Below are 22768 nucleotides of genomic sequence, written 5' to 3' on the forward strand. Positions count from 1 at the left end.
GCAACGGGCCCGAGTTGTGCGGACCGGTCTGACCGGGTGGTCCCGTGTCGTCGTAGGGGACCGCGTGGTCGAAGTCGACGCCGCCCCGGGTGGCGGTGCGCGGGGTGAAGGGGATGCAGTCGCCGCAGGTCGACGACCGGGGTGACGGTGACGTAGGCGTCGCCGAGGACCTCGCGCAGCTGGTGTACGTCGGCAGGGCCCACGCCCTCGATCCGCGCGACTCCGGTGCGCGTGCGGAGCGCCTCGTCGGTGATGTGGACGAAGAGGCGTCCGCGGCAGCGGAGCATGGCCAGCTCGGGGATGGCGTGATCGCGGACCGGGGGAGTGCCGTCACCGCCGGGAGTGACCATCGGGTCCCGATCGTCGCGCGGATGTCCCTGCGTCACGGCCCACTGGACGGCGAGCCGGATCTCGCCGCGTCGAGCTCCACGTGCGGTCGCGATCCCCACAGCGTCCAGTCGGCGCTGACCTCGCTGGCGGTGCGGACGAGCTGGGGGAGGTGGTCCTCGACGAGCGTCTCTCGCGACGTCTCGGCGGCGTGCACGGTGACGCTCATCGCCGCCCGCACCTCGCCCTCGCCGTCGCGCACGGGGACGGCGACCGACCGGATGCCGGGAGCGAGCTCCTCGTCCGCCAGCGCCCACCCGCGGGCCCGCACCTGGGTCAGCTCGTCCATCAGCTCGTCGAGGCTGCGCCCGGTGCGCGGCGCGATCCCCGACCGGCTCGGGACCTCGAGCACGTCCGCGACCCGGCGCGGTGGCAGTGCCGCGAGCAGCACCTTGCCCTTCGACGTCTGGGCGGCGGGGAAGAGCGTGCCGATCTCGACGCGCAGCGCGATGATCTTGGGCACTGACACCCGGGCCGTGTAGACGATGTCGGAGCCGTCGAGCTGCGCCAGCGACACCGACTCGTTGATCCGGCCGACGAGGTCCTCCATGTGGGGGCGCGCGACGTCCCACAGGCCCAGCGAGCCGACGTACGCCATGCCGAGGCCGATCACGCGCGGGGTCAGCGAGAACGCGCCGTCGCGCACGCGCACGTAGCCGAGCTCCTCGAGGGTGAGCAGCAGCCGGCGCGCGGTCGGGCGTGCCAGGCCGGCTGCGGTCGCCACCTCCGACAGCGTCATCGTCGGTCGCTGCGGGCCGAAGCCGGCCAGGACGTCGAGCCCGCGAGCCAGCGACTCCACGAAGTCGGGCCCACTGCCTCGACCGGCCATGGGCTACCTCCCCGAGTTCGGCTCGCCGAAGACCGTACCGCGAGCGCCGTGCGTGGTGTGCGAGCGGTAGTCGGTGTACTGGTAGGGGTTGTCGAGCACCTTGTGGTCCTCGCCGGGCAGGTCCGGGTTCATGCCCTGCCGCCAGACCTCTTCGCCCATCGCGGAGCGCAGGTGGTCCACCGTGTTCTCGACGTCGGTGCGCACCGAAGCGAGGTCGGCGCCGACGAGCCGGTGGTCCCGCTTCACGACGTGGCCGTCCACGACGACGGTGTGCACGTCGCCGCGCTGCGACTGGAAGGCGACGTGGCCGTAGGGGTTGAGCAGCGGGAACGACACGGGGGAGTCGTCGTTCTTGATGAGTACGACGTCCGCCTTGGCGCCCGCGGTCAGGTGGCCGAGGTCGTCGCGTCCGAGGGCGCGTGCCCCGCCGCGGGTGGCCCAGTCGACGACCTGCTCGGCGCGCAGGTGGGAGTGGGTCACGGTGTCGCCGGCTGCGTGCGCCTCGAGGTGCTCGCGCGACCGGTCGGCGCCGAGGGTGGTGCGCATCGCGCTGAAGAGGTCGCTGCTCCACCACACCGAGGTGTCCATCGAGAGCGATACGGGGATGCCGTGGCGGCGGACCTGCCAGGTCGGGGGGTAGCCCTGGCCGGCGCTCTGCTCCGACTCCGTCGACACCGAGATCGAGCCGCCGGTGGCGGCGATGCGGTGGTAGCTGTCGGTGGTGAGCGTCGCGGCGTGCACGTAGACGGTGTCGGGCTGCATGAAGCCGTGCTCGTGCATGAGCCGGATGCCGTCGTCGTTGGTCGCACCCCACACGCCCGCGTGCGTGGTGACGGGCAGGCCGACCTCGCGAGCGAGCTCGAAGGCCGCCTTCTCGGGGAAGGCGGGGTCGCCGGTGACGTCGAAGGCGAGCTGAAAGCCCAGCATGTCTCCGTCGGACCCCCTGTTGTTCTCGAAGAACTGACGGACCGCGGGGTCGGCCGTCCACTCCCAGGGGGCGGCCTGGATGTTGCCGTAGGCGAGGACGAACCGGCCCGGGACCGACCGCAGCGCCTCGATCGCGGCCTCGGCGTGGTCGACGGTCTGCAGCCCGTGGGACCAGTCCACGGTGGTGGTGACGCCGGCCTCGAGGGCGTCCCACGCGGAGAGCAGGTTGCCGGCTCTCACGTCCTCGGGGCGGAACTTCGCGCCGTGCTCGAGGTAGTACCAGACGAAGTACTGCGTGAGCGTCCAGTCGGCGCCATAGGCGCGCATCGCCGTCTGCCACATGTGGCGGTGGGTGTCGATCATCCCGGGCATCACGATGCCCCCGGACGCGTCGACGACCTCGGCGCCGTCGGGGGCGGACAGGCCGGTCCCCACCTCCGCGATCCGGTCGTCGACGACGAGCACGTCGGCGTCGGGCAGCACGGTGTGCTGGTCGTCCATGGTGAGCACGGTGCCGCCGGTGAAGAGCACCGGTCGGCGGTCGGCCGAGGTGGGCATCGCTCCGCTCCTAGTCCCGGACGTGTGTCCGTATGACGGTTTCTGTGGTGCACGTCACTGTCCGCCGGGGGCGGGCGGTTGTCAAGGGGTGACCCTTGACAACCGCGATCGAGCGTGCGAACACTGGGACAACGAGCAGCGGACACTTGTCCGCTCATGGTGGAGGGATGCGACGTGACCGACCGTCCGAAGCAGGGACCACTGGCCGGCCTTCTGGTTGCCGACCTCTCCCGGATCCTGGCCGGCCCCTACGCCACGATGCTGCTGGGCGACCTCGGCGCGGAGGTGGTCAAGGTCGAGGGGCCGCAGGGTGACGACACCCGCACCTGGCAGCCGCCCGTGCGTGACGGGGTGTCGACGTACTTCCTCGGCGTCAACCGCAACAAGCGCTCGATCGCCCTCGACTTCAAGGACGCCGACGACCTCGAGGTCGCCCGCAAGCTGGTGGCCCGCGCCGACATCGTGCTGGAGAACTTCCGCCCCGGCGCCCTCGCCCGGTTCGGCCTCGACTACCCGACGGTCTCGGAGGACAACCCCGGTGTCGTCTACGCCTCGATCAGCGGCTTCGGCAGCGGCGAGCAGGGCGCCAAGCTGCCCGGCTACGACCTGATTGTCCAGGCCATCAGCGGCCTGATGAGCCTCACCGGCGACCCCGAGGGCGAGCCCTACCGCGCCGGCATCTCCGTCTTCGACGTGCTCGCCGGACTCCATGCCACCATCGGCGTGCTCTCGGCGCTGCAGGACCGGCACCGCACCGGCCGCGGCCAGCACGTCGAGGTCAACCTCCTCTCCTCGGCGCTGTCCGGGATGGTCAACCAGTCCAGTGCGTACGTCGCCGGCGGCACCGTCCCGTTCCGGATGGGCAACTCCCACCCGAGCCTGTTCCCCTACGAGCCGCTTCCCTGCTCCGACCGCGACCTCATCGTGACGGCGGGCAACAACGGCCAGTTCCGCAAGCTCGTCGAGGTGCTCGGCGTCCCCGAGCTCGCCGACGACCCGCGCTTCGCGCGCAACGAGGACCGCACCGCCAACCGCGACGAGCTGCGCCCGCTCCTGGTCGAGCGGCTCTCGACCCGCACCGCGCAGGAGTGGTTCGAGGACATCATCGGCGCCGGGGTGCCGTGCGGACCGATCAACACCGTCGACGGGGGCGTCGCCTTCGCCGAGCAGATCGGCCTCGACCCCGTCGTCACGGTCGGCACCGGTGACGGCGCGCTGCCCGGCGTACGCCACCCGATCCGGTTCTCCGACGCCGAGGCCCGCTACGACCTGCCACCCCCCGCACTCGACGAGCACGGTGACGAGATCCGTGCCTGGCTCAACGAGGAGACCCCGTGACACCCCCAACGCCCGGCGGGCAGTACCCCACCTCCCTCGGCACCTCGACCGCCGACGAGATCCACCTCCTCGGCCAGGACCTCACCGCCGACCTCATGGGCGAGGTCGGGTTCGGCGAGCTGGCCTTCTGGCTGGTCGCGCTGCGCCGACCCACCCCCTCGGAGACGCGGCTGTTCGAGGCGGTGCTGGTCGCGCTCGCGGACCACGGCTTCACCCCGACCGCGATCGCGGCCCGGCTGACGTACCTCTCGGCCCCCGACTCGCTGCAGGGTGCGCTCGCCGCAGGGTTGCTCGGCGGCGGGTCGCGCTTCCTCGGCGTCACCGAGGACTGCGGCGGCTACCTCCACGACGTGGTCGTCGCGACCGACGACCTGCCCACCGACGACGACGGCTGGGACGCGCTCGCGGTGGAGGCCGTACGTCGCACGAAGGAGGCGGGCCGCTACGTGCCCGGCCTCGGCCACCCGGTCCACAAGGAGCGCGACCCCCGCACGCCGGTGCTGATGCGCATCGCCGAGGAGGAGGGGCTGCTCGGGCCGCACCTGCGCCTCTTCGCCGCCATCGGCCGGGTGCACCCCGAGGTGCTCGGTCGCACGCTGCCGCTCAACGGCGCCGGCGTCTGCGGCGCCGCGCTCGCCGACCTCGACCTGCCCGTCGAGATGCTGCGCGGCTTCGCGCTGCTCGCGCGCGCCGCCGGCCTGCTCGGCCAGATCGCGGAGGAACGGCGGCGCCCGATCGGCATGGACGCCTACCTGCACGTCGACCGCAACGCCGTCTACGTCGACCCCGCCCCGACCGAGGAGAGCTGAGGAGCCGCCATGGCCGAGATCGTCGCCGTCATCGCGTCGACCCACCACCCGTTCTACTACCGCGCGAGCACCGCTGTCGGTGAGGACCGACCGCCCTTCGCGGACGAGTGGGTCAGGAAGATCGAGGCGTTCCGCGAGACGCTGACCCGCGCCCGGCCGGACGTGCTGGTGATGGTCGGCAGCGACCACTTCCACCAGCTGTGGCTCGACAACATGCCGCAGTTCCTCGTCGGCAAGGCGCCCTTCTACGACGCCAACTGGTACAACGAGGAGCGCGAGTTCGGCCTGCCGAGGATGACGCTGGCCGGCCAGGAGGACCTCTCGGCCCACGTGCTCCGCGGGGGCCTCGACCTCGGCTTCGACCTCGCCTTCAGCAACGAGCTGCGCATCGACCACAGCATCACGTGCCCGATCATCACGCTGCGTCCGGAGGCGGACCTGCCGATCGTGCCGATCTACACCAACATCTTCGCCCCGCCCCTGCCGCGCCCCGAGCGGTTCGTGGCGCTGGGCAAGGCGATCCGCGAGCTCGTCGAGTCGTGGCCCTCGAACCAGCGGGTGGCGATCATCGGCACCGGGCACCTCTCGCTCGAGCTCGGCGGACCGCGGCAGTTCGGCGAGCACGGTCCCGACCCCGAGTTCGACCGGCGGGCGGTGGAGTGGATCGCGAACGGCGACATCGACGGCTGCTGCCGCGAGGTCACCCTCGACAGCCTCCACCTGCCGGGCAACGCGACCCACGGCTTCATGGACTTCATGCTGATGATGGGCGTCGCGGGGGAGGGCGCGAAGGCGGACCACGTCGACCAGCTGGACCTGTTCCACACGATGGAGGCCTACTTCACCTGGTACCCGAACGGGGCGCCCCAGATCGGAGGAGCACGGTGAGCAAGTACCTGCTCGACAAGTTCCTGTTCACGGTCGACCGCGACCCCGCGCTCGTCGAGCGCTACCGCGAGGACCCGCGCGGCACCGTCGAGTGGTGGGAGGCGGAGGAGGCCAACCGGATCCTCAACTGCACCTCCGACGAGCGCTCCACCTGGCTCGCCTTCGAGGACGAGGAGCGCGAGGCGCTGGCGACGCACGACCACGTGAAGCTGTTCGAGATGGGTGCCCACCCGTTCCTCACCCTGACGCTCTTCATCGCGATGTTCGAGCGCGACCACGGCCCGCTCGAGTACCAGATCGCCTACGGCGAGGCGATGAAGCACCTGACGCTGCCCTATCCCGACATCGCCACCTGATGCGCGCCGCGGTCCTGCGCGCCCACGGCACCGCACCGTCGTACGCCGACCACCCGGACCCGGTGCCCGGGCCCGGCGACGTGCTGGTGCGCATCACGGCTGCCCCGGTCGTCCCGCTCGACCTGCTGTGCGCCAGCGGTACGTCGTACTTCGGCACGAGGCGGCTGCCCTACGTGCCCGGGGTGCAGGGCGTCGGCGAGGTGGTCGCGGGCGGCGACCTGGCGGTCGGGACGCGGGTCTTCGTCGCCACGTCGGCCGGGATGGCCGACGGCGACGGGGCGCAGGCCGAGCTGTGCGTCGTACCGGCCTCGGACGTCGTCGCCCTGCCGCGGGACGATGCGCCGCTCGACGACGTCGCGCTCGCCGCGCTGGGGCTCTCCGGCGTCGCGGCCTGGCAGGCGCTCGGCTGGCGCGCCGGGCTGCGGCCGGGGGAGACCGTGGTGGTGCTGGGGGCCGGCGGTGCCGTCGGGCAGGCCGCCATCGGCGCCGCGCGCGTCCAGGGCGCGGGGCGGGTCGTCGCGGTCTGTCGGCCCGGCGACTCGGCGGCCCGGGCAGCGGCTGCGGGACCCGACGCGGTGGTCGAGACCGGTGATCCCGAGGCGGGTGCGCTGGCGGACGCGCTGCGCGCCGAGCTCCCCGGCGGCGCCGACGTGGTCGTCGACCCGGTCTTCGGGTGGGTCGCCGAGGCCGCGCTGCGGGTGATGGCGCCCGGCGGCCGCCTGGTCAACCTCGGCGGCTCGGCCTCCGACCTCGCCACCTTCTCGTCCGCCGGGCTGCGGGGGAGCGGGCTGTCCCTGCTGGGTTACACGAACAACGCGCTCAGCGCCGACCAGCGAGCGGAGGCGTTGGCCGCGGTCGCGCGGCTCGCAGCTGACGGCCGGATCGGCGTCGCCCACGCGGCGCGTCCGCTCGGCGAGGTCGAGGACGTGTGGCGGGCGCACCAGGAGGGAAGGTCGGGCGTGCGCCAGGTGCTGGAGCCGTAGCCGGTGGCGCGGGTGCCCTGGTCTGATCCACGTCGACCGGCGGGGCTCGGTGCGGTTCCATTGCTGCATGGCTGACATCGTCCTGGGCGTCCTCGCCATCGTCGCCGGGGGCGCGATGCTCGTCGCCGGCCAGCTCGTGCTGCGTCTCGTGATCCCCGTCTGGGGCTTCTTCGCCGGGTTCGCCTTCGGCGCCGGCCTGGTCTCAGCCTTCGCCGACGAGCGCTTCCTCGGCACCGTGCTCGGATGGGTGCTGGGACTGGTCTTCGCACTGGTCTTCGCGATCCTGGCCTACCTGTACTACTACGTCGCCATCGTCCTCGCGATGGGCGCGGCCGGGTTCGCGATCGGCTCGGGCCTCGTCGTCGCCCTCGGCATCTCCTGGAACTGGGTGGCCGTCCTGCTGGGCCTGGCCGTCGGCCTCGTCCTCGGCGTGGTGTCGGTGTTCACCAACGTGCCGATGATGGTGCTCGTCGTCGTCGGCTCGGTCGCCGGTGCCGTCGGGGTGACGGTCGGCCTCATGCTGCTGGTGGGCTCGCTGAACTCCAGCGACTTCACCCGGGGCGACTTCACCGACCGCGTCTCGGACAGCTTCGGGTGGTCCCTGCTCCTGCTGGTGCTCGCCCTCGGCGGCATCGCCATCCAGGCCATGCAGCGGGCCCTGGCGCGCCAGACCATCCACGAGACCTGGTACGTCGACGCTCGCTGACGCGACCTCCCACTCAGCGGTCGAGGGCCGCCACCCACAGCTCCTCCGCCGGCCACGCCGTCGCCCACTCCGGGGACACGATCTCGTAGAAGGGGTGGTCGAGGCCGTCGGCCGGCGCGTACAGCTCGTGCAGGGCCTCGATGACGAAACCGGAACGACGCAGCTGTCGGACCCACTCGCCGTGCGAGGGATGGAACTCGAACCCGCCGCCCGGCCACTGGACCCGATGGACCTCGCGCTGGCCGCGCAGCAGTCGGTCCTCGGCCACGCCGCCCTCGGCCGGGACGCACAGCGTCGACAGGTTGCTGTTGGTCAAGAAGGCCAACCGGCCGCCGGGTCGCAGCAACCTGGCGGCCTCAGGCAGCCAGCGCTCCGGGTCGCACCAGGCGGCCGCGCCGTGCTCGCTCACGATCAGGTCGAAATGTCCGTCCGCCAGTGGAACCCGCTCCGCGTCCGCCTGGACCAGTGGGAAGTAGGGGCCGAGCCGGGCCTGGAGGTGCCGTGCCGTGGCGAGCTGCTCACCGGAGAAGTCCAGCGCGACCGGCCGGGCACCCGCGCGCGCGAGCCAGGCGGCGACGTACCCGGTGCCGCAGGCCAGGTCCAGGACGTCCAGGCCGCGTACGTCGCCGAGGACGCCCAGCTGCTCCTCGGGCACGGCGAACAGGCCCCACGCCATCCCCGCCCGACGCCACATGCCCTCGGCCGCGGCGTCGGTCCAGCGCTCGTTCACGATGGCCCAGAGCCTCCGGTTCGCGGCGATCTCTGCAGTCCTGTCCTCCGACACCGCACCAGTGTCCCAGCGCCGCCTTCCAGGTCGTGGCGCCAATTCGGCGACAACTGGCCGGATGCGCGCTGGTCCCCACCCGAGGCAGAGCGGCAGGCTGACGCCGTGATGGGTGTCGGATTCATCGGGCTCGGGCACATGGGCCTCCCCATGGCCCTCAACATGGTCCGTGCGGGTACGCCCCTGTTGGTCTGGAACCGGTCCCGCGACAAGGCGGAGCTCGTGGCCGAAGCCGGCGCCACGGTCGCCAGCAGCCCGGCTCACGTGCTGCGCGACTCACGGACGGTGTTCCTCATGCTCGCGAACGGCACGGTCATCGACGAGGTGCTCGAGCGTGGCACGCCCCGCTTCGCCCAGATGGTGGCCGGCCGGACGCTCGTCCACATGGGTACGACGGCGGCGTCGTACTCGGAGCGACTCTCCGAGGACGTCACGTCGGCAGGCGGGCGCTATGTGGAGGCGCCGGTGTCGGGGTCGCGTCGCCCCGCGGAGGCCGGTCAGCTGGTGGGGATGGTGGCCGGCCCGGACGCAGCCGTGGACGCGGTCCTTCCCCTGCTCACACCGGTGTGCGCAACGACCGTCAGGTGCGGTGAGGTCCCGAACGCCACGCGGATGAAGCTGGCAGTCAACCTCTTCCTCATCACCCAGGTCACCGGGCTGGCGGAGGCGTTCCACTTCGCTGAGAACAACGGCCTGGACCTGGAGACCTTCCGATCGGTGCTGGACTCCGGGCCTACGGCCAGCAGCGTCTCCCGGATCAAGCTGGAGAAGCTGGTGCAGGGCGACTTCGGCGTGCAGGCGTCGATCAGGGACGTGCACTACAACAGCCGTCTCGTGGCGGAGGCGGCCAGTCGTGCTGGAGTGTCCTCGCCCGTCCTCGACACATGCCGCGACCTGTTCGCGGAGGCTGAGCGGCTGGGTCACGGTGATGCCGACATGGTTGCGGTGCTGCGAGCGTTGGAGGCGCGCACCGAAACCAGGTGACCGCGTAGTCTGGTCGGCATGTCCGGTCACCGGGTTGAAGCGTTCCGAACGGTTTCGGCCGAGCCCGACGTTGCGTTCGATGGGCTGATGAACGTTCGGCTCACCGACCTGTTCAACCGGCGCTATGCGGCCCTGCCGGCTGTGACTGACGTGACCGATCAACCAGACGACTGGGGCACCGTCGGGCAGACACGCACGATCCTGCTTGCCGACGGCGGTCGGCTGCGCGAGACCCTGACCGACGTCGAACGGCCGCACGGCTTCGCCTACCTGCTCGACGGGATCGAAGGGCCGCTCCGGCACTTCGTGCACACCATCGACGGTGCCTGGACGATCACGCCGCACGATGGCGGTGCTCGCATCGGCTGGGCCTGGACCTTCTACCCGAAGGCCTCGCCGGCCCGGCTGACCACCAGCGTCATCGGCCGGATGTGGAACGGGTACGCCGACCGCGCGCTGATCCAGCTCGAGGCCATCCTGGCGCGCGACTGAGGCGCGGTGCGCCGGGTCAGAGGTGTGCGTCCAGCCAGGCCAGGACGTCGGTGGTGACCTCGTCACGGTTGATCTCGTTGAGGATCTCGTGGCGGGCACCGTCGTACAGCTTCACCGTCACGTCGACCAGCCCGGCGTCCCGGTAGCGCTGGCCGAGGACCTCCACCAGCTGTCCCCCACCGGCCAGCGGATCGTCGGACCCCGAGGCGATCAGCAACGGAAGATCGTGCCGGACACCGGCCAGCGCGGCCGGATCAGCGAGCGTGCCGGCCGAACCGAAGAGCGCCGGCACGGTCTCGTCCGGCAGCTCGAAGCCGCACAACGGGTCGGCGACGTAGCGGTCGACCTCGGCCTCGTCGCGCGTCAGCCACTCGTAGCCCGTGCGGTGCTCGAAGCCGGCGTTGAAGGCCGCGAGCCCGACGGGCCCCTCGGCCTGCGCCATGCCGGCTGCCAGCAGGTCGAGGGCAGTGCTGCCGGACAGGACGACCCCGGCGTACTGCTCGGAGTGGGTGAGGATCACCGACTGGGCGGCGAAGGAGCCCATCGAGTGGGCCACGAGGAACAGCGGCAGCTCGCCGCGCACGCTGGCGCCGTACGCCGCCAGGTCGGCGATCAATGCGTCGAACCCGGGGGCACCGAAGTCGCCCGGCTCACCCGCGATCGAGGCGCCGTGCCCCCGATGGTCGATGGCGCGCACCGTGTACCCGGCGTCGTTGAGGGCACGCGCGAACCGGTCGTAGCGGGCGGAGTGCTCTGCCAGGCCATGAGCGACCTGCACGACGCCGCGCGGATCGGAGACATCCCACTCGTAGGTGGCCAGCTCGAGGTCGTCGACCGGCGAGGTGAACGTGGAGCGCTGCGCAGACATGGTCGCACCCTAAGGGCCGCCCGACACCTCGGCCAGGGTGCGCGCCTGGCCCACGCCGCGTCAGCGGCGCACCTCGCACTGCCGTCGCTGCTCGGCGCTGATACACCGGTCCCGCCCGGGACCGCCGACGACCGCGTCGCGACCGGGGCCACCGTCGAGGAGGTCGTTGCGCGAACCGCCCACGAGGATGTCGGCCCCGCGCCGCCCGTACGCCGTCAGCTGCATGCCACCGCTCACCGAGAGGCGGTCGCGCTTCGGGCCGCCGAGATAGGTCAGAGGGCCCGGACGCCCCGAGAACCTCGTGTCCTCGATGCCCTCGTAGCGCGCACGCTTCGCGCCGCCGACCGTCACGCGCCTGCGCGGCACGTCGATGACGTACCTCGAGCCCCGCGGGAACTCCGACTTCGGCGCCCGCAGCGAGACGATGTCCCGCCGCCCGTCGCCGCCGTCGACCTCGACGCGCGTCCTGCGCATCAGGTCGGCCTCGATCTCGTCGTTGCCCGACCCGCCGTGGACGCTGGCGCCGTCGTGGGCGAAGAGACGGTCGTTGCCGTCACCGCCGCCGATCGAGCTGCCCCGCCCGCTGGCCGTCACGCCATCATTGCCGCCGTCGCCGTAGAACCGGTCACGGCCGCCGTCGGGCGAGAAGATGAAGTCGTCGCCTTCGCCGCCCCGCGCGACGTCGTCGCCCTTCCCGGCATTGATCTCGTCATTGCCCCCGAGGGCCCGGATCCGGTCGTCGCCCGCGCCGCCGTCGAAGCGGTCCGGCCGGTCGGAGCCGGTCAGCTCGTCGTCGTACGCCGAGCCGACGATCCCACCGGAGAAGGCCGGCACGACGATCGTGTCCGTGCCTTCTCCGGTCGCCGTGCCTGCCGAGAGGTCCACGCTGACCGGACCGGGTGCGTCGTCGTACCACACCGTGTCGTACCTGGCCGGCCGGTCGATGTCGTCGACGGTCGCGGACGCCGGGTCGTCGCCCATGTCGATGAAGTCGTTCCCCGGACCCGGCACGAGGATGTCGCCGCCGTAGCCGTCGTCGGGAACGTAGTAGTCGTCGAGGCCACCGAAGAGCCGGTCGTCGCCCGGCCCGCCGACCAGCGTGTCGGCGTTGCCGAGCCCGCAGATCGTGTCGTTGCCCGCACCCCCGTCGATCCGGTCCTGGGCGTACGTGCCGAGGATGACGTCGTCACCCGGCGTGCCGGTGGTCGGCGTACCGGGGACGACGACGATCGTGGGCACCTTCCCGTCGCAGGTCGTCTCGGCCGTAGCGGGACCGGCGGCCAGGCCCACGACGCCGAGCGGGGCCAGGGCGATCAACGAGACAGTGATGGGCATGCGGCGCATGGCTCTCCTCCGGGTGGTCGGGCCTCGGTCTGCAGGCCGTAGACGTGTGACGCGCGGACCGAGCCGGGAGTTGCGGATCCGCCCGTACCGGGTTCCGCTGGCCGCGCTATCGGAGGACGCCACCGTGCGGGACCGGCGGGAACAACCTCGGGAAGGCGAGAGCCAACCAAGGCTTACGACCACCCGCACGCAGCTTGCCCGTCATCGCCGCCCGCACCTGTGACACCACCCCGATGCCGACCAGCAGGAAGGTCTGAGGATCGGCTGTCATCGTGCAGTCTGCGCGGCCGTCCGAGTCCAGCTCCAGCCGTCCGTCGGCGACCGAGCAGGTGAGCGGCTCGACCCCGCGAACCCGCAGGCTGAACGAACCGCGGAAGTCCCGTGCAGCCGTCGGATCGAACGCGTAGGGGAGAACGGCACGGAGCGGGGAGTGCATGTCAGCCACCCTTCCATGCCATCTCGAACCGGAGGTCTCGCTGAACTGACCCCCGTGGAGGTGGTGGTCGAGCGCGAACAGCCCGACGATCGTCGACACGGTCGCCCGTGGAAGCCTGATGGCATCGGACCCGTCGTGCGCGCGGACGGCGGCGACGAACGACGCGGTGCCCTCGGCGACCAGGTCGGCGAGAACCGTGACGCTCCGCTCGGGCGTCTGCCCGATCATCTGCTCGTCGAGCTCCGCCGACAGCTCCACGCCGTCGAAGAGGGACGGCTCACCGCGGACGGCCTTGTCGGCCTCCGTCACCGAGACGTACATGTGCGCCGCGATGTCGCCATTGGTCCACCGCATCCCGCGTGGTCGGACCTGACCAGGAGCGCCTCTCATCGCCTCCACCAGGAGTGGCGTGCTCCGCTCCAGCGCGTCGCACGCCCGCCGATGATGCTCGACGCTCGCCGGTGTCTGTGTCATGGCGGCCTCCAGATGACGTGGCTGCACCGATTCTCGCACCGGGCAGGCGGATCGGTAAGTGGCCGGGCCGTCAGGCCGGCGCCCCGGTCGGCGCTTGTCCAACCAAGCAGCTCGCTTACGGTGGCTTGGTGGAGACGGCACGCGTCTACGCCTCTGACGTCGATGACAATCGGCGTTGGGCCGGGTTCCCGTTCCGCGACGGGGACATCGTGATCAGTACCCGCTCGAAGAGCGGAACGACGTGGATGCAGATGATCTGCGCGCTCCTGGTGTTCCAGACGCCAGACCTGCCGGCCCCCCTGGCTGAGTTGTCGCCGTGGCTCGACCACGCCATCGAACCGTTGCCCGATGTGGTCGCGCGGCTCGAACGGCAGCAGCACCGACGGATCATCAAGTCGCACACGCCGCTGGACGGACTACTGCCTCTGGACCCGAGGGCGACGTACGTCGTCGTGGTGCGGCATCCACTCGACATGGCGGTGTCGCTGTATCACCAGGGGTCGAACATGAACCGGGCACGGGTCGCGGAGCTGACGGGCACCATCGAACCGCCGCCCATCGAGCGCCCGGACGTGCGCGAGTGGCTGATCGCATGGATCGAGCGAGACGTGACGCCGCGGGAGAGCCTGGACTCGTTGCCAGGCGTCATCCATCACCTCGTCAACGCATGGCAACGACGGAGTGATCGCGTTGTGCTGGTGCACTTCGACGACCTCCTGGCTGACCTGCCTGGCAGGATGAAGTGGCTCGCGGCGCGGCTGGGCATCGAGGTGCCAGCGGACCGTTGGCCGGACCTGGTCGCGGCCGCTCGTTTCGACGCCATGCGTCAGCGCGCCGCCCTTCTCGCCCCGGACCGACTCGGGGTGCTCAAGGATCCCGACCACTTCTTCCGGGCGGGCACGTCCGGAGCAGGCAGGAACGTTCTGGCCCCCGCAGAGCTCGCCCGCTACGAGCAGCGGGTATCAGGTCTCGCGCCTCCCGAGATCGTCGGCTGGTTGCATGACGCCACCATGCGGCGCTGAGCCAGCCGGTCCCGGCCTCGTGCCTCAGGGCACAGTGATGAACTGCGAGAGGAAGGATCGGGCCCACGGGGTGTCCACCCGGTAGGTCTTGTCGGTGGCCTTGCACATCGCGTCACCGGTCACGGTGATCGAGACGATGACGTCATCGAGGAAGTGCGGGCCGCCCGAGTCGCCGTAGCAGGTGCCGGCGTTGCCGGTCGCGGGGTTCATCGACAGAGTCGCCCATGCCTTGGTGACCGACAGCAGCACTTGGTCCGCCTTCTCGCGTCGCCAGCCCACGCTGAAGCCCTGCGCTCCCTTCCTGATGCTGTCGCGCACGGTGCCATAGCCGACGGCGGTGAAGGTCTCGTCGCGCAGGCCCGCCTGGTCGAACGTGCCGGCGGGCGCCAGGGCGGCTGGCTCGACGTCGGTGATCGGGTCGTCGAGGAGGAAGACGGCGATGTCGTACGTGTTGTTCACACCGCCGCTGGCGTAGAGCGGGTGAGTGACGGGCGTCCCGGTGAGCAGCTCGACGTCGGCGTCCACGGCACCGTCTCGATCGGAGTCGATGGTCTCGTCGAGGGTGAAGGTGATGTCGGTGATGATCGGTGGCAAGTCACTGAAGCAGTGGCTGGCTGAGAGAACCACGTCCTGGTCGACAAGGGTGCCTGTGCACAGCTGGATCAGCGTGGTGTCGCCGGTCTCGGGGTCAGTGAGCTCGCCGACGAAAGAGCCGACGTTCGGGTGCTCGCCGGCATCTGGGGTGCCGAAGGTGATGGCGTGAACGGGGGTCTGCGTTCCGGCCAGGAGGGCTGCGAGGAGTGCTGTGACGCTGGCAACGACGAGCGGGAGCTTGCTGCGCATGGTCATCCTGTTGCGAGGGTGAGATGGACAGGTGGACCTTCAACGACAACAGAGCCGAGGGCCCACGTCCATGACCCAGCTGAGGTATAAGCGCCTGATCCGGCGCGACGCGCTCGACCTCTCCGTCAGCGCTCGTCCTCGAAGACGACGTGCCCTGCCGGCAGCACCGCGGTGTCGTACTGGGTCCTGAAGACGTCCTCGAGGACACTGCGCACCCGGTCACGCTGCGATTCGTCGCACTCGATGCGGATGCACTCGACCATGCCGACGCGATCGTGCCCGGAGCTGAAGCCCGCCCGGGCAAGCGCGGTCTCGGCGGTCACGGGATCCGCGCCGTTGGGGATCGCGAAGGCAACGGTGTGCGTGTGCGGGTCCCTCAGGTGCGCCTCACGCTGCGACTCCTCGCGGACCCAGTTGCGGAGGTAGAGGTTGATGGCGACGGTGACGACCACCACGACGACCACCAGGAACACGATCGCTGTGGCCATGACTCCTCCTCAGTCGCTGTCGGTCTATCTCTCGACTATGCGCACCGCAGGGGGACGGCGACAGTGCCACCAGTCACCTGGTCGAGGGTCTCAGGTCCCGGGAATCGGTGTCGTGTCCGGTTGCACGCGCCAACCCCCTGGCGCGATGCCGCAGGATGTCCCCGTGAGCGAGAAGCCCGTGCAGGACCGACTCTTCGGCCAGATGCCCGACGGTCGTCAGGTTCGCCTCCTGACGATCGGCGAAGAGCCCGGGCCGGTCGTCGAGGTGCTCACCCTCGGCGCGGCGGTGCACCGACTGCTGGTGACGTGCGGAGACGGGGAGCGGCGCAACGTCGTGCTCGGGCACCCGGACGTCGAGGAGCGGCTGGCGAGCGGGGACTACGTCGGCGGGACGATCGGGCGCTACGCCAACCGCATCGCCGGAGGCCGGTTCACGCTCGACGGGCAGGACGTCGAGGTGCGCACCCACGACCGGGGCAACAGCCTGCACGGTGGGCCGGAGGGGTTCGACGTGCGCCTGTGGGACGTCGAGTCGCACACCGCCGACGAGCTGGTCCTGAGCCTGACGAGCCCGGACGGTGACCAGGGCTTCCCCGGGGTGCTGAACACCCGGGTCCGCTACACGGTCGAGGAGGACCTCGTCCGCGTCGAGCTGCATGCGACGACCGGCGCCATGACCGTCGTGAACCTGACCAATCACGCGTACTTCAACCTCGACGGTGAGGGTGCCGGGACGATCGACGACCACGTCCTGCTGGTCGAGGCAGACGAGTTCACCCCCGTCGACGCGACCGGGATCCCGACCGGCGCGCACGAGCCGGTCGCCGGCACCCCCTTCGACTTCCGCACCCCGATGAAGATCGGCCCCGCGATCCGCGCCGACCACCCGCAGGTCAGCGACGCGAGGGGGATCGACCACAACTACGTCGTCCGCGGCAACGGCCTGCGAAGGGCAGCGGCCCTTGCCTCCCGGAGGACTCGCACCACCGTCGAGCTGTGGAGCGACCAGCCCGGCCTGCAGGTCTACACCGGCAACTTCCTCGACGGCGCCCGCCGCTCGACGAGCGGCGGCCGCTACCGGCAGGGTGACGGTGTCGCCCTCGAGCCGCAGCTGTTCCCCGACTCGCCCCACCACCCGGAGTGGCCGTCGGCAGTGCTGCGCCCGGGGGAGACGTACGCCGCCCACCTCGAGTGGCGCTTCGGCACGACGTCGTGACCCGTCACCGCCCGGTGTAGCCCGAGGCGGTCTCGACGAGCACGTCGTGGAGCGCGAGCTCGGCGGCGCCGCGGACCCGGCCGGCCCGGTGCGCGACCAGCACGCGTCGTGATGGTGCGCTCGAACCGAGCGAGATCACGCGGACGTCCGGGTGCTGGTTGACGGTCGCGGTGCGCGGGGCGAGCGCGATGCCGAGGCCGACGCTCACCATGGCCTGCGCCTCCTGGTAGTCGTTGGCCTGGAAGGCGATGGTGGGGGAGAAGCCGGCCGCGACGGCGCTGCGCTCGAGCACCTCGACGACCGGGTGGCCGCCGGCGCGGATGATCCACGGCTCGTCGGCGAGGGCGGCGATGTCGACCGTACGACGACGGGCGAGGCGGTGCGAGGCGCCGACCAGCAGCACCGTCGGGTCGGTGAACAGCTCGGTGAGCACCAGCTCGTCGTTGTCCACCCGGTCCCACTCGTAGTCCCAGAGGAACGACATGGCGGCCGAGCCCTCCTCGAGCATCCGCACCAGGTGGTCCTCGCGGCCGCTGCTGATCGTCAGCGTGATGTTGGGGTAGAGCTCGCGGTAGCGGCGCACGGCCAGCGGGAGGAACGAGCTCCCCACCGTGGGGAAGGTGCCGAGGGTCACCGAGCCCCTCCGCACGCCGGCGATGTCCTGCAGGTCGGCCTCGGCGGCAGACAGCTGGCGGATGACCTTGCGGGCGTGCGTGGCGAGGACGAGGCCGGCCTCGGTGGGGCGCATGCCGCGCGCGTGCCGGTCGAGCAGCGGCTGCCCGGCCTCGCGCTCGAGGCGGAGCAGCTGCTGGGACACCGCGGACGGGGTGTAGCCCAGCGCGGTGGCCGCGCCGGTCACCGACCCCTCCTCGACGATCGCGAGCAGGACCTGGAGGCGTTTGACGTCGAGCACACCCCCAGTCTGCCTGAAGCGATGCTTCACGACCATGAAGTGGGTCGGATGAGCGCTTGATGGTCGATCCGGCGCTGCTGCAGGCGCGGCCGGGATCCGAAACATGTAGCAATGCTTCACACATGTGTTCCAACTCGTGATTGTGCTACACCTCACTGCGGGCTCAACCTGAGGTGGTCCGGATCGCCCGGACCCACACCTCAGGAGGCCCGATGCGCGAGATCGACGCGACGTGGATGCGCGGAGGCACCAGCAAGTGCTGGGTCTTCCGTCGCGACGACCTGGACATCCCGGACCTGTCGGTCGACGACGTGTTGCTGCGCCTCTACGGCAGCCCCGACCACCGCCAGGTGGACGGCGTCGGCGGCGGCACCTCGACCACCAGCAAGGCGGTGATCCTCGCTCCTTCGACCGACCCCGATGTGGATGTGGAGTACACGTTCGCCCAGGTCGGCATCGAGGAGGCCAAGGTCGACTGGGGCAGCAACTGCGGCAACTGCTCGGCCGTCGTCGCTCCCTTCGCGATCCGCGAGGGCTGGGTCCCCGCCGGGCAGCACGAGACGTCGGTCCGGGTCCTCAACACCAACACCCGCCAGCTCATCGTGCAGCGGGTGCCGACCCCGGGCGGGCGCCTCGACGAGGCCGCGAGCGAGCACATCCCCGGCGTGCCGTTCGCCGGTGCTCCGGTGCGGATGGGGTTCGTCGACCCGGCCGGTCGCAGCACCGGCCACCTGTTCCCGACCGGCCGGGAGCGCGACCGGCTCTCCGACGCCGTGGGCGGGGTGACCGTGACCCTCGTCGACGCCGGTGCCCCGGTCGTCGCGGTCCGCGCGGCGGACGTCGGCGTCCGCGGCGACGAGGAGACCGGCGCGCTCGACGCGACCCCGGGCCTGCTCGCCCGCCTCGACGCCGTACGCCGCGAGGCCGGGGTCCTGATGGGGCTGGCCGACAGCCCCGAGGCAGTCGCCCGGGCGGTCCCCAAGCTCGCCCTCGTCTCGGACGTCGCCTCTGACGACGGCCCCGAGACCGACCTGACCGTCCGGATGCTGTCGATGGGCCGCTTCCACCCCGCGGTCCCGGTCACCGGCTCGGTCGCCCTCACCCTCGCCGCGGGCGCCGCCGGCACCGTCGTGCACGACCTCGTCGCACCCACCGGACCCGTCGCGGGCCTGCGTCTCGCCACGCCGGCGGGCTGCGTCAGCACCTTCGTCGAGGACCACGACGACGTGCCCGTCGTCGGCGTCGTACGCACCTACCGCCGCCTGGCGAGCGGCTCGGTTCTGCTTCCCGACCCGCCGCTCCTGCCCTCTGCCCCGGCAACGGCATCCGCATGACCCCCCCGACCCCTTGACACGACCGGCCCCGAAGGGGCTCGCTTCACCTGGAGGAACTCATGACCCAGCACGTCGACGTGAAGGACGTGACCGCCGATCCCGACGGGAGCGCAGTGCCCACGCAGGACCCGCAGGAGCCGCAGGACCGGGCGACGCCCAGCCCCCGGCTCGCCGCAGCGGTCGTGGCGGGCTTCGCTGCCCTGGCCGTGGGGGTGTCCGTCCTCGGCGGCGACCTCCTCAACCCCGCGGCGTCCACCACGGACGGTGACTACTCCGGCGAGACCGTCGAGATGATGATCCCGCTCGCCGAGGGTGGCGGCACCGACACGTGGGCGCGCTTCGTCGCCACCGAGCTGACGCACCAGGTGCCGGGGTCGCCGGGCCTCGCGCCGGTCAACGACGACGGCGGCGAGGGCATCCTCGGCACCAACCACTTCATGAGCTCCGCCCGCACCGACGGCACCGAGGTGCTGGTCAGCACCGCCTCGACCGTGGTGCCGTACCTGCTCGACATGCCGTCCGTGCGCTACGACTTCGCCGACCTGCGGCCGATCCTGGCCAACGGCACGGGCGCGGTCGTCTACGCCCGGGCCGCTGCCGGGGTGCAGGGCGTCGAGGATCTCGTCGAGCGCGACAAGCCGCTGGTCTTCGGCGGCATCGCCGCCACCAGCCTCGACCTCACCACCCTCCTCGCCTTCGACCTCCTCGGCGCCGACGTGACCTCGACCTTCGGCTTCGAGGGCCGCGGGCCGGTGAACCTCGCGCTGCAGCGCGGCGAGGTCGACATCGACTACCAGACCACGTCGTCGTACGGGCCCGCCGTCGAGCCGCTCGTGGAGGACGGCACCGCCGTGCCGCTCTTCTCCCTCGGCCAGGTCGACGAGTCGGGCGAGATCGTGCGCGACCCGAACTTCCCCGACCTCCCCACTGTCGTGGAGGTCTACGAGCAGCTCAACGGCGAGCAGCCCGACGCCGACGCGCTGGAGACCTACCGCGCGATCCTCGCGCTGACCTACACGTACCAGAAGGCGCTCTGGGTGCCCGAGGACACGCCTGACGAGGCCGTCGAGCTGCTGCGCTCGACCGCCGAGGACATGGGCGCCGACCCGGACTTCCAGGAGTCGGCCGCCGAGGTGCTCGGCGGCTACCCGATCGACGCCTCGCCCGACCTCGCCGAGCGCATCGGGGACGCCTACCGCGTGGACGACGCCGTCCGCGAGGACGTCCTCGAGCTGCTCGAGACCGACCACGACATCACGATCGACTGAGGACGCCACCATGACTGACGCGGCCCTCTCCGCGCTGGCCTCCCTGGCCGACCCCTCCCTCCTGCTCATGCTCGCCATCGGCGTCCTCGCCGGCCTGGTCATCGGACTGATCCCGGGCCTCGGCGGCACCGGCGCCGTGGCGATCCTCCTGCCCGTCACGTTCGGCATGGAGCCCGAAGCCGCCCTCGCCATGCTCATCGGCGCCCTCGCCGTCGTGCACACCTCCGACACCGTCGCGGCCGTCCTGCTGGGCGCACCGGGCTCGGCGTCGGCGAGCGTGACGATGCTCGACGGCTACTCGATGGCCCGGCAGGGCCAAGCCAAACGGGCCCTGTCGCTGGCGTTCCTCTCCTCCATGGCGGGCGGCCTCATCGGCGCCGTCGGCCTGACCCTCGCGATCCCGCTGGCCCGGCCGCTGGTGCTGTCCTTCGGCAGCCCCGAGCTGTTCATGCTGACCATCCTCGGCGTCTCGCTCGCCGCGGTGCTCTCGCGCGGCAACGTCGTCAAGGGCCTCACCGCCGGCTTCCTCGGCCTGCTGCTCGGCCTGGTCGGCTCCTCGCCCACCACCGCCGAGGAGCGATTCTCCTTCGGCTCCCTCTTCCTCAGCGACGGCGTCTCGCTGGTCGCGGTCGCGCTCGGCATCTTCGGCCTCGCCGAGATCGCCAGCCGCGTCGGCCAGCGCAAGGTCACCGAGACGCCCGTCGAGCTCACCGGCGGCTGGGGCGCCGGCATCCGCGAGTGGGTCACCCACTGGTCGCAGGTCGTCCGCGGCGCGCTCATCGGCATCTGGGCCGGCGTCCTGCCCGGCGTCGGCGCGACCGCCGGTACCTGGCTGGCGTACGGCCAGGCCGTCGCCACGGCGAAGGACAAGCGCAAGTTCGGCAAGGGCGACCCGCGCGGCATCGTCGGACCCGAGAGCGCCAACAACTCCGTCGAGGCGGGCGACCTCATCCCGACGTTCCTCTTCGGCATCCCCGGCGGCGTCCCGTCGGCCATGCTGCTCGGGATGCTGCTGACGTACGGCATCCAGCCCGGGCCCGCGATCGTCACCGACCACCTCGACCTGATGTACCTCATCGTCTGGGCGTTCGCGATCGCCTCGGTCGCCGGAGCCTTCCTCTGCTTCCTCGCCACCGGATCGCTGGCCAAGCTCACCCGCGTGCCGTTCGCGGTGCTCGGCCCCGGCCTGCTCGTCATCATGCTGCTGGGCGCCTACCAGGAGGGTGGCCAGATCGGCGACCTGTGGGTGATGGTCCTGCTCGGCGTCGTCGGCTTCCTCCTCAAGGCGACCGGCACCCCGCGCGCCCCGTTCCTGATCGGCTTCGTCCTCGCGATCCCGATGGAGCGCTACTACTACCTCACCGCCAATCTCTACGACGGCGCCTCGTGGATGCTCCGCCCCGGCGTGCTCGTCTTCGCCGCGGTGCTGATCGTGCCCGTGCTGTGGGCGCTGCTGAAGAAGCTGCGCGGCACCTCCGGCCAGGCCGACGACGGCCACCGCGACGAGCACGACGGGCCCGAGGCCGACGGCGACGACCTCGAGGGCTCGATGGCCGGCACCACCTGGTCGGCCGGTCTCGCTGTGCTCCTCGTCGCCGCCTTCGCCGCCGCGCTGTGGGTCAGCGGGTCCTTCTCCGAGGAGGCCCGGCTGATGCCGAGGCTGGTCGCCACCTGCGGCCTCGTCGCTGCCCTCGTGCTGCTGTGGCAGGAGGCCACGGTCTGGCGCAGGCGTGCGGCCGACGTCGAGGAGGCCTTCGGTGAGCCGCTCGGCACCGGCGGCTCGACGATGCTCGCCACCCGCACCCGCACCCGGCCGGTCGCCGACGAGAAGGCCCTGGCACGTGCCCACGACCTTCGGATCGCCACCCGCACCTTCGCCGCGATGGCGGGCTTCCTGGTGATGGTGATGCTCGGCGGCTACCTCGCCGCGACGCTGGTCTTCACCCCCGCCTTCCTGCTGTACGCCGCCCGCGCGCGGCTCCGCACGGCGATCGTCTACACCGTCGTGCTGGGGCTGGTCCTGCTGGCCCTGCCGTCGCTGCTGCCGGTCGACCTGCCGATGGGCATCCTCCAGTGACCGCCCGACCCGCCTGCCCCACCCACCCCGCTCGAGAGGACAACCGATGACCGTCGTGGTCGCCTACGCCGACACCCCGCCCGGGCACGCAGCTGTCGAGGCCGCCGTCACCGAGTCGGTCCGCGAGCAGGAGCCCGTGGTCCTGGTCCCCGCGGTCCGGGGGGAGGTCCCGCCCGAGGTCGCCGAGCTGGAACGCCGGTGGCCCGGGGCCGCCGGCCGGTTCGAGGTCGAGCGGGGCGACCTCGGCGACCCGAGCGACGCGGTGGTGCAGGTGGCCCAGCGCCGCGACGCCCGCCTGGTCGTGCTCGGCCTGCGGGCCCGGACCCCTGTAGGCAAGCTGGTCTTCGGTAGCACGGCCCAGCGAATCCTCCTCGACGCCACCTGCCCGGTGCTGGCGGTCAAGCCCCCGCCCGCCTGAGGGCATGGTCCGCGGCGCTCGTACGT

Annotated in this window: 23 protein-coding genes; 14 read left to right on the plus strand and 9 right to left on the minus strand. The window is 71.5% G+C overall.

What is annotated here, in order from left to right; genetic code table 11:
* Window positions 1-382: 382 nt before the first annotated feature.
* Window positions 383-1216, minus strand: a complete 834-nt coding sequence (locus HOO61_RS06515) for an IclR family transcriptional regulator C-terminal domain-containing protein (RefSeq protein ID WP_172257792.1) — start codon at window positions 1214-1216, stop codon at window positions 383-385.
* Between the two features lie 3 nt (window positions 1217-1219).
* A complete protein-coding gene (locus tag HOO61_RS06520) occupies window positions 1220-2701 on the minus strand; it encodes an amidohydrolase family protein (protein ID WP_172257793.1) in 1482 nt (493 codons plus the stop codon).
* A 174-nt stretch (window positions 2702-2875) separates the two neighbouring features.
* On the opposite strand from HOO61_RS06520, the gene HOO61_RS06525 reads away from it, so the two are divergent.
* The 6 genes from HOO61_RS06525 (at window position 2876) to HOO61_RS06550 (ending at window position 7781) form a co-directional block, all read left to right on the plus strand.
* Complete coding sequence (locus HOO61_RS06525; protein ID WP_367650045.1) at window positions 2876-4039, plus strand: CaiB/BaiF CoA transferase family protein; 1164 nt, start codon at window positions 2876-2878, stop codon at window positions 4037-4039.
* On the plus strand, window positions 4036-4848 hold the full coding sequence (locus HOO61_RS06530) for a citryl-CoA lyase (protein WP_172257795.1): 813 nt from the start codon (window positions 4036-4038) through the stop codon (window positions 4846-4848). Before HOO61_RS06525 ends, HOO61_RS06530 begins: the two co-directional genes overlap by 4 nt.
* 9 nt (window positions 4849-4857) lie before the next feature.
* On the plus strand, window positions 4858-5736 hold the full coding sequence (locus HOO61_RS06535; protein WP_172257796.1) for an extradiol ring-cleavage dioxygenase: 879 nt from the start codon (window positions 4858-4860) through the stop codon (window positions 5734-5736).
* Window positions 5733-6092: a hypothetical protein gene (locus HOO61_RS06540; protein ID WP_172257797.1), complete on the plus strand. Its 360-nt coding sequence runs from the start codon at window positions 5733-5735 to the stop codon at window positions 6090-6092. The genes HOO61_RS06535 and HOO61_RS06540 overlap by 4 nt, the downstream gene beginning before the upstream one ends.
* Window positions 6092-7075, plus strand: coding sequence for a zinc-binding alcohol dehydrogenase family protein (locus HOO61_RS06545; protein ID WP_172257798.1), 984 nt, complete (start codon window positions 6092-6094; stop codon window positions 7073-7075). The genes HOO61_RS06540 and HOO61_RS06545 overlap by 1 nt, the downstream gene beginning before the upstream one ends.
* Window positions 7076-7142: 67 nt before the next feature.
* Window positions 7143-7781 (plus strand): DUF4203 domain-containing protein, encoded by a 639-nt coding sequence (locus HOO61_RS06550; RefSeq protein ID WP_172257799.1) that lies wholly within the window; start codon window positions 7143-7145, stop codon window positions 7779-7781.
* A gap of 13 nt (window positions 7782-7794) precedes the next feature.
* On the opposite strand, the gene HOO61_RS06555 is transcribed toward HOO61_RS06550, so the two are convergent.
* A complete protein-coding gene (locus tag HOO61_RS06555) occupies window positions 7795-8511 on the minus strand; it encodes a methyltransferase domain-containing protein (RefSeq protein WP_216658567.1) in 717 nt (238 codons plus the stop codon).
* 162 nt (window positions 8512-8673) lie between these two features.
* Between HOO61_RS06555 and HOO61_RS06560 the strand changes: the two genes are divergently transcribed.
* Both HOO61_RS06560 and HOO61_RS06565 read left to right on the plus strand, forming a co-directional pair.
* A complete protein-coding gene (locus tag HOO61_RS06560) occupies window positions 8674-9549 on the plus strand; it encodes an NAD(P)-dependent oxidoreductase (RefSeq protein ID WP_172258184.1) in 876 nt (291 codons plus the stop codon).
* Between the two features lie 18 nt (window positions 9550-9567).
* The gene (locus HOO61_RS06565; protein WP_172257800.1) at window positions 9568-10041 is read left to right on the plus strand and encodes an SRPBCC family protein; all 474 of its coding nucleotides are present in this window, start codon (window positions 9568-9570) and stop codon (window positions 10039-10041) included.
* Between the two features lie 16 nt (window positions 10042-10057).
* On the opposite strand, the gene HOO61_RS06570 is transcribed toward HOO61_RS06565, so the two are convergent.
* The 3 genes from HOO61_RS06570 to HOO61_RS24805 all read right to left on the minus strand — a co-directional run bounded on the left by HOO61_RS06570 (window position 10058) and on the right by HOO61_RS24805 (window position 13202).
* Complete coding sequence (locus tag HOO61_RS06570; protein WP_172257801.1) at window positions 10058-10909, minus strand: alpha/beta fold hydrolase; 852 nt, start codon at window positions 10907-10909, stop codon at window positions 10058-10060.
* A 60-nt stretch (window positions 10910-10969) separates the two neighbouring features.
* Window positions 10970-12244 carry a calcium-binding protein gene (locus HOO61_RS06575; protein WP_216658569.1) on the minus strand — a complete coding sequence of 425 codons (1275 nt, stop codon included), beginning with the start codon at window positions 12242-12244 and terminating at the stop codon, window positions 10970-10972.
* 115 nt (window positions 12245-12359) lie between these two features.
* On the minus strand, window positions 12360-13202 hold the full coding sequence (locus tag HOO61_RS24805) for an SCP2 sterol-binding domain-containing protein (protein WP_172257803.1): 843 nt from the start codon (window positions 13200-13202) through the stop codon (window positions 12360-12362).
* 89 nt (window positions 13203-13291) lie between these two features.
* Between HOO61_RS24805 and HOO61_RS06585 the strand changes: the two genes are divergently transcribed.
* A complete protein-coding gene (locus tag HOO61_RS06585) occupies window positions 13292-14185 on the plus strand; it encodes a sulfotransferase domain-containing protein (RefSeq protein WP_216658570.1) in 894 nt (297 codons plus the stop codon).
* A 24-nt stretch (window positions 14186-14209) separates the two neighbouring features.
* Here the strand turns inward: HOO61_RS06585 and HOO61_RS06590 are convergent, their stop codons facing one another.
* Both HOO61_RS06590 and HOO61_RS06595 read right to left on the minus strand, forming a co-directional pair.
* Window positions 14210-15028, minus strand: coding sequence for a trypsin-like serine protease (locus tag HOO61_RS06590; protein ID WP_172257805.1), 819 nt, complete (start codon window positions 15026-15028; stop codon window positions 14210-14212).
* Window positions 15029-15153: 125 nt separating this feature from the next.
* A complete protein-coding gene (locus tag HOO61_RS06595; RefSeq protein ID WP_172257806.1) occupies window positions 15154-15516 on the minus strand; it encodes a hypothetical protein in 363 nt (120 codons plus the stop codon).
* Window positions 15517-15679: 163 nt separating this feature from the next.
* Here HOO61_RS06595 and HOO61_RS06600 point away from each other — a divergent pair, with 163 nt between their 5' ends.
* Window positions 15680-16732 carry an aldose epimerase family protein gene (locus HOO61_RS06600; RefSeq protein ID WP_172257807.1) on the plus strand — a complete coding sequence of 351 codons (1053 nt, stop codon included), beginning with the start codon at window positions 15680-15682 and terminating at the stop codon, window positions 16730-16732.
* 4 nt (window positions 16733-16736) lie between these two features.
* On the opposite strand, the gene HOO61_RS06605 is transcribed toward HOO61_RS06600, so the two are convergent.
* Entirely contained in the window at window positions 16737-17645 is a 909-nt protein-coding gene (locus HOO61_RS06605; RefSeq protein ID WP_367650046.1) for a LysR family transcriptional regulator, read from the minus strand.
* Between the two features lie 212 nt (window positions 17646-17857).
* On the opposite strand from HOO61_RS06605, the gene HOO61_RS06610 reads away from it, so the two are divergent.
* The 4 genes from HOO61_RS06610 to HOO61_RS06625 are packed head-to-tail and all read left to right on the plus strand — an operon-like array spanning window position 17858 to window position 22742.
* Entirely contained in the window at window positions 17858-18979 is a 1122-nt protein-coding gene (locus tag HOO61_RS06610; protein WP_172257809.1) for a PrpF domain-containing protein, read from the plus strand.
* A 59-nt stretch (window positions 18980-19038) separates the two neighbouring features.
* A complete protein-coding gene (locus HOO61_RS06615) occupies window positions 19039-20247 on the plus strand; it encodes a tripartite tricarboxylate transporter substrate binding protein (RefSeq protein ID WP_172257810.1) in 1209 nt (402 codons plus the stop codon).
* A 10-nt stretch (window positions 20248-20257) separates the two neighbouring features.
* Entirely contained in the window at window positions 20258-22324 is a 2067-nt protein-coding gene (locus HOO61_RS06620; protein WP_172257811.1) for a tripartite tricarboxylate transporter permease, read from the plus strand.
* Between the two features lie 46 nt (window positions 22325-22370).
* Complete coding sequence (locus tag HOO61_RS06625; protein ID WP_172257812.1) at window positions 22371-22742, plus strand: universal stress protein; 372 nt, start codon at window positions 22371-22373, stop codon at window positions 22740-22742.
* Window positions 22743-22768: the final 26 nt, after the last annotated feature.

This window comes from Nocardioides sp. zg-1230 (assembly GCF_013155335.1).
In the GTDB taxonomy this organism is placed as follows: Bacteria; Actinomycetota; Actinomycetes; order Propionibacteriales; family Nocardioidaceae; genus Nocardioides.

Bases quoted from the DNA above. Each gene is read 5' to 3' on its own strand.
- HOO61_RS06575 (WP_216658569.1), bottom strand. From the start codon at position 12,244: ATGCCCATCACTGTCTCGTTGATCGCCCTGGCCCCGCTCGGCGTCGTG.
- HOO61_RS06620 (WP_172257811.1), top strand. From the start codon at position 20,258: ATGACTGACGCGGCCCTCTCCGCGCTGGCCTCCCTGGCCGACCCCTCC.
- HOO61_RS06595 (WP_172257806.1), bottom strand. From the start codon at position 15,516: ATGGCCACAGCGATCGTGTTCCTGGTGGTCGTCGTGGTGGTCGTCACC.
- HOO61_RS06515 (WP_172257792.1), bottom strand. From the start codon at position 1,216: ATGGCCGGTCGAGGCAGTGGGCCCGACTTCGTGGAGTCGCTGGCTCGC.
- HOO61_RS06535 (WP_172257796.1), top strand. From the start codon at position 4,858: ATGGCCGAGATCGTCGCCGTCATCGCGTCGACCCACCACCCGTTCTAC.
- HOO61_RS06550 (WP_172257799.1), top strand. From the start codon at position 7,143: ATGGCTGACATCGTCCTGGGCGTCCTCGCCATCGTCGCCGGGGGCGCG.
- HOO61_RS06610 (WP_172257809.1), top strand. From the start codon at position 17,858: ATGCGCGAGATCGACGCGACGTGGATGCGCGGAGGCACCAGCAAGTGC.
- HOO61_RS06625 (WP_172257812.1), top strand. From the start codon at position 22,371: ATGACCGTCGTGGTCGCCTACGCCGACACCCCGCCCGGGCACGCAGCT.
- HOO61_RS06570 (WP_172257801.1), bottom strand. From the start codon at position 10,909: ATGTCTGCGCAGCGCTCCACGTTCACCTCGCCGGTCGACGACCTCGAG.
- HOO61_RS06565 (WP_172257800.1), top strand. From the start codon at position 9,568: ATGTCCGGTCACCGGGTTGAAGCGTTCCGAACGGTTTCGGCCGAGCCC.
- HOO61_RS06590 (WP_172257805.1), bottom strand. From the start codon at position 15,028: ATGCGCAGCAAGCTCCCGCTCGTCGTTGCCAGCGTCACAGCACTCCTC.
- HOO61_RS06520 (WP_172257793.1), bottom strand. From the start codon at position 2,701: ATGCCCACCTCGGCCGACCGCCGACCGGTGCTCTTCACCGGCGGCACC.
- HOO61_RS06560 (WP_172258184.1), top strand. From the start codon at position 8,674: ATGGGTGTCGGATTCATCGGGCTCGGGCACATGGGCCTCCCCATGGCC.
- HOO61_RS06615 (WP_172257810.1), top strand. From the start codon at position 19,039: ATGACCCAGCACGTCGACGTGAAGGACGTGACCGCCGATCCCGACGGG.
- HOO61_RS06545 (WP_172257798.1), top strand. From the start codon at position 6,092: ATGCGCGCCGCGGTCCTGCGCGCCCACGGCACCGCACCGTCGTACGCC.